Below are 5,432 nucleotides of genomic sequence, written 5' to 3'. Positions count from 1 at the left end.
TAGCATCATTTTCAAATGAAGATTCATAACTTATTAGCTCTTTAAAAAGTAAATGTACCTTAAAGAAATTGTTCAGTTTAGTGTTGACATTCCACTTTACGACCTAATTGAGAAAATAAGTGCTCAATCAAATTAGCACCAGCTCTCACTTGTGCACCGGTCATGCTATCGTTTTGTTGGAAATCTCCTTGAAACCCAACCCCGATTGTCGTCTGGTTATGGCCTCTTACATGTGCACCTTGATGCCAGCCTCTTCCTTCATAGACATGACCTTCTTTATCAATCCAGAAGTTATAACCTAAACCTGTCCACCCTCTATTCAAGTGCCATCTATGAACTTCTTCAATACTTGCCGTTTCATGTGCCATATGATGAAGGGCGATTCCTTTAATATTTCTTTTATTGAGAGGAGTTAATGAACCTCTCCAATTAAGGTTGGATGACCTCACATCCATGTAATAACAACCCCCTTAAGGCTGTGACTCCTCGAAGGATGGACTACTTGCGAATCTCGACGCAATTTTAACCTTCGATACATCTACAATATGTCATCCACCGCTAAAGTGTTTGGGGATCTGCCCCAATCTGTACAAAAGAACGTTTCACCTGAACGAATAATTGAGCGACCTTCCTGAAAGTCAGCCTCACCTAAACGAAAGCGCCCTAACTCCAGAAAAAGCAGCATACTTCCAAACCTATTTTCAGTCTCACTGTTTCTAGCCTTTTCTCTTTTTTTTGATCAGTGAAAGAACGAACAAAAGAATAGGTATGACCGTATAAAAGGTAAACAAATAAATAGGTACCGGCATAGCTAAGAAATCTTTTAATTCTATAAAGGTCCTGCCAGACCAATAAGCGAACAAAACCGTAATGAAACCGATTGGAAGAGCGATCGCTTTGTATTCAGATAAGTTCAGCCATTGAGCTGTTGCTAACACCGTCACATAGTAAAAGACACAAATCTTCACAAACGCACCAACAACCCATAAGGCCATAACGACCGATTCAAGATTTTCAAAAAAACCAGCAGCACTAATGTAACGACTGGCAGACATAACTGGATACAAGAGACCTGTAACATAATCACCAAACAAAAATAACGCCATCAAATTCGTCGTTACTAATGTAAGTACCACGAAAATCAAGGTAATCATGCTCCACTTCATCCCATCATCCCGATTGGTGAGAAACGGAAGAAAAAAAGAGATGTGAAAAATTTGAATAAACCAAGCTGCAGGAGCCTTAGCCCCTTTTAATGAAGGAGCGATTCCCTCTCCCAAGAACGGGAGAATATATTCAGGGTTTAAATCTTTTGCTATAAGTCCCGCCATACCTACAATTAAAAATATGACAATAGGAATAAAAATTTGAGCAGTACGAGCGATGACTTCTAACCCTCCACGTACTGCAAAAGCGCAAACGATCGCCATACTCCCAAGGATGAGAGAAGGTGGCGTATCTAATAAAAATACGCCGATGATAAACTCTGAGTACTCCCGAAAGATAATCCCATTACTATGTAAAATAAAAAAAATGTAGAGAAGGCCAATGATTTTTCCTAAAAACGTACCTAGTATATCTTGACTGTATTGAATAACACTTTTTCCCGGATAATGTTGATGCAGTTTAATGGCAATGTATGCTGTTAAAAATCCAAGTGAAGATGCAAAAATTGGAGAGACCCATAAATCTCGCCCTGCTTCTTGTGCGGTGATGGACGGTATAATGAGGATTCCTGTAGCAATAATTGCAGGGTACATTAAAATGGACATTTGAAAAGCTGATATCTTCCCTTTCTCAATCATAGATGGTCCTCCTAAAACATCCATTACAGAATTCAAGCTAACCTTGGATTAAATAGACAACATTTAGCATATGTTACCCTCACCATTTTCATCCATAAAAATAATAGGCGTAGTCCCTGCTAGTTAAAGCAGTAAACCAATGACCTGAACGGAAAACTGTTCGACCTGAACGAATACCGAGTTCACCTGCATGAAAAAGAAGTCGACCTATACGAATACCGAGTTCACCTGGGTGAAAAAGAAGTCGACCTGAACGAATACTGATTCCACCTGGGTGAAAAAGAAGTCGACCTGAACGAATACTGATTCCACCTGCGTGAAAAAGAGGTCGACCTGAACGAATACTGATTCCACCTGGGTGAAAAAGAGGTCGACCTGAACGAATACTGATTCCACCTGGGTGAAAAAGAAGTCGACCTATACGAATACCGATTCTACCTGCGTGAAAGTCACCCCACCTGAGCGAATACCAAATTATTCATTTACAATTCTTTGTATAGGGTAGTAAAACGATATGTGAGGCTTTAAAATAGACGAATGACTTTCAAATCATTTGGTTATTGGATGCAGTCATCATCATAGAAACATACATAAAAGGGGGGGAATCAATGCATTTAACCTTACTGACAATCGGGATTATTCTATTCATCGGCTTATTTTCCCAATGGTTCTCTTGGCGCTGGGGCCTGCCCGCTATTTTTGTGATGACGATTACTGGTGTGCTGTTCGGCCCAGGTCTCGGCATCATTGATCCGGAAGCGGCATTTGGCTCTGTTATGGATCCTTTAATTTCCATGGCCGTTGCCATTATTTTGTTTGAAGGAAGTTTGAGTTTAGATCGAAGGGAAATCATCAATTTCAAAAAGCCAGTTTGGCGTATGATCACGATCGCGCCGTTAATCTCTTGGATTTTCACAGCCATCGCGACGCACTATATCATGGGCCTATCCTGGGTTGTCGCGTTTGTCATCGGCGGCTTGTTTGTCGTGACCGGCCCGACAGTCATCGGCCCGCTCCTTCGCCAATCAAACTTACAAGGGCGCCCGGCCGCGCTATTACGCTGGGAAGGCATTATCGTTGACCCGATCGGCCCACTCTTTGCACTATTCGCTTTTGAGCTCGGTGTATCCCTAACAGGCGCCGCAGACTCAATGCACATGCTATTATTCTTTCTAGCAGCCATCGTCACATCGATCGGCGGCTACTTTATCGGTTACATGATGGGCTACGTCTTTCAAAAAGGACTCATCCCCCATTACATGCAAACATCATTCATGTTCGCAGTCATCGTCCTAAGTTTCAGCGTTTCCAACGTCATGATGCCTGAAAGTGGCCTGTTAACCGTCACCGCAATGGGCTTAGCCATGGCCAACATGGGGCTCGACCGAGAAATCTTAGCAAACATACAACATTTTAAAGAAAACATTTCAGTATTGTTAATCTCTTCAGTGTTCATCATTTTAGCGTCATCAGTCACGCGAGAAGAACTAATGACGATCATGGATGTTCACTTATTAACATTTGTGCTCGTAATGATTTTCCTTATCCGACCTTTATCGGTTTGGTTATCTTTAATCAAGACGAATCTACCATTACGTGAAAAAACATTAATTGGCTGGATCGCCCCACGCGGGATCGTCGCCTTAACAGTGAGCAGTTACTTTCAAAGTAAACTAGTCGAAGCAGGTTTTTCCGACGCATCTTTATTAGTACCATTAACACTAGCACTCGTCTTCACAACCGTATGCGTCCACGGCTTCACCATGACCCCACTCGCCAGGAGCCTAGGACTCGCCGATTAAATGCAAATTTAGTTAATCCCTACAGAGGAATGAATCTCTGTGGGGGTTTTTAGCACAGGGCCCATTCTTGTGCTTCGACCGTGTATTCGCATTTGCTGTGAAGTGATGTAAGCGTGGCAGAATTAATAATGTAAACAAAACAGGGATAGGCAAAAAAATCAACGAGGTATCGTTGTGTCAATGTAGGCAACGTGGAAGAAAAATAAGCGAAGTAAAGTAGCAACCTATTAGCACTAGCACACTGAAAGCATGACATTCACTTGTCATGCTTTTTTATGTTTGCCCGGCATGTCTGACAGCTAGGTGGTGAAAGTCCACTACAGGCTTGGCAGTGGGAACTGTTAGCGAATGGCAAGGGTATCCACCGTGAGGTGGAATCTGAAGGAAGCCGGACGCAAAATCTCGGGGCAACGAACAGAAACTGGATAAAAGGCTGACTGGAGACGGACGAGTTTGCATAACAAAACGAAGTCCGACACTGCCCAAATCTCCTACAGTAAATCCAGTGTCTACGAGAGGAAAGCGGTTAGACTTACCCGGGGAGGTCTTATCAGGGTCTCTAAGAAGGAGTAATTCCTTACAGGGACAACGGTGTCAGTAATGGCATTGTGAATGGTAAGAAGTCAGCCGAGACCATAGTAGTCACACCGTGACGAAGGGTCGAACAATAAGAATCTCTGACAACCTTGGAGGTGTGAAGAATGCATCGACCACAGACAACATCGAGAGATGGCTGCCTGCAGGAGGGTACGCTGGAAGCGAAGAGCAATGCAGGAGTGTGTAGCATTCTTCGCGGTGAAAAGAAGAGTCAGGATGGTGAGCCTTCCGAACTGATGAGGAAACTCGTCTCTCGGGAGAACCTAGGACATGCATTTAAACGAGTGAAACAAAAGAAAGGAAGCGCAGGAATTGACGGTGTAACAACGCACGAAATTCACTCTTACTTTGCCGAGCACCATAGATCGATTGTGCTTTCTCTTAAAGATGGTTCGTACGAACCGCGTCCAGTTAAACGTGTCTCCATCCCGAAAGACAATGGCGATAAAAGAGAATTGGGAATCCCTACGGTAAGGGATCGAGTGATTCAACAGGCACTGGTACAAGTGATCACTCCCTACATTGACCCTCATTTCTCCGAGAATAGCTATGGGTTTCGACCAGGAAGAAGCGCGCATGACGCTATCACGAAAGCAAAATCCTATCATGAGGAAGGATACCGCTATGTGGTTGATATTGACTTGAAACAATACTTCGATACCGTCAACCACGACAAACTGATGCATCTTGTGAGTGAGTTCATCCAGGATCGTATGATCCTCAAACTGATTCGCAAGTTCCTTGTATCTGGAGTGAAAATTGGTGACCACGTTCATCCGAGTGAAACTGGCACACCACAAGGTGGAAACCTATCTCCACTTCTCAGTAATATCTATCTTCACGAACTGGATAAAGAAATTGAGAAAAGAGGTCACCGATTCGTTCGTTACGCAGACGACTGTAATATCTACGTCAAAAGCCGTAAGGCGGGCGAACGTGTCCTTAATAGTATCACGACCTTCCTGGAAAACAAACTTCGTTTGACGGTGAATAGAGAGAAAAGCGCGGTTGGTACTCCGACAAGAAGGAAGTTCCTTGGCTTCTGCCTCCAGTCACTCCCGAGAGGGAGAAGTGGAATTCGTACTCACATAAAGGCAAAACACCGATTGGAAAAGAAGGTCAGATTCCTTCTTTCACGAAAGAGACCGGGGAACGTGCGTGAAATTATAAAGGAAGTGAATGAAGTACTCCGAGGATGGATTGCGTATTATGGCATCTCCAGAATGAA

General features: G+C 43.4%; 4 protein-coding genes. 2 read left to right on the top strand and 2 right to left on the bottom strand.

Going from position 1 to position 5,432, the window contains the following annotated elements:
* Positions 1-77 precede the first annotated feature (77 nt).
* Together HNQ41_RS16375 and HNQ41_RS16370 are read right to left on the bottom strand one after the other, a co-directional pair.
* Positions 78-455, bottom strand: a complete 378-nt coding sequence (locus tag HNQ41_RS16375) for an N-acetylmuramoyl-L-alanine amidase (RefSeq protein WP_184665517.1) — start codon at positions 453-455, stop codon at positions 78-80.
* Between the two features lie 261 nt (positions 456-716).
* Positions 717-1,805, bottom strand: coding sequence for a GerAB/ArcD/ProY family transporter (locus tag HNQ41_RS16370; protein ID WP_184665516.1), 1,089 nt, complete (start codon positions 1,803-1,805; stop codon positions 717-719).
* Between the two features lie 608 nt (positions 1,806-2,413).
* On the opposite strand from HNQ41_RS16370, the gene HNQ41_RS16365 reads away from it, so the two are divergent.
* Entirely contained in the window at positions 2,414-3,607 is a 1,194-nt protein-coding gene (locus HNQ41_RS16365) for a cation:proton antiporter (RefSeq protein ID WP_184665515.1), read from the top strand.
* Between the two features lie 701 nt (positions 3,608-4,308).
* The coding region (ltrA, locus tag HNQ41_RS16360) for a group II intron reverse transcriptase/maturase (protein ID WP_184665514.1) at positions 4,309-5,432 on the top strand (1,124 nt) is incomplete at its 3' end.

It is taken from the genome of Texcoconibacillus texcoconensis (assembly GCF_014202575.1).
Classification (GTDB): Bacteria; Bacillota; Bacilli; order Bacillales; family Salisediminibacteriaceae; genus Texcoconibacillus; species Texcoconibacillus texcoconensis.
This window is presented reverse-complemented; position numbering and strand designations above follow the sequence as displayed.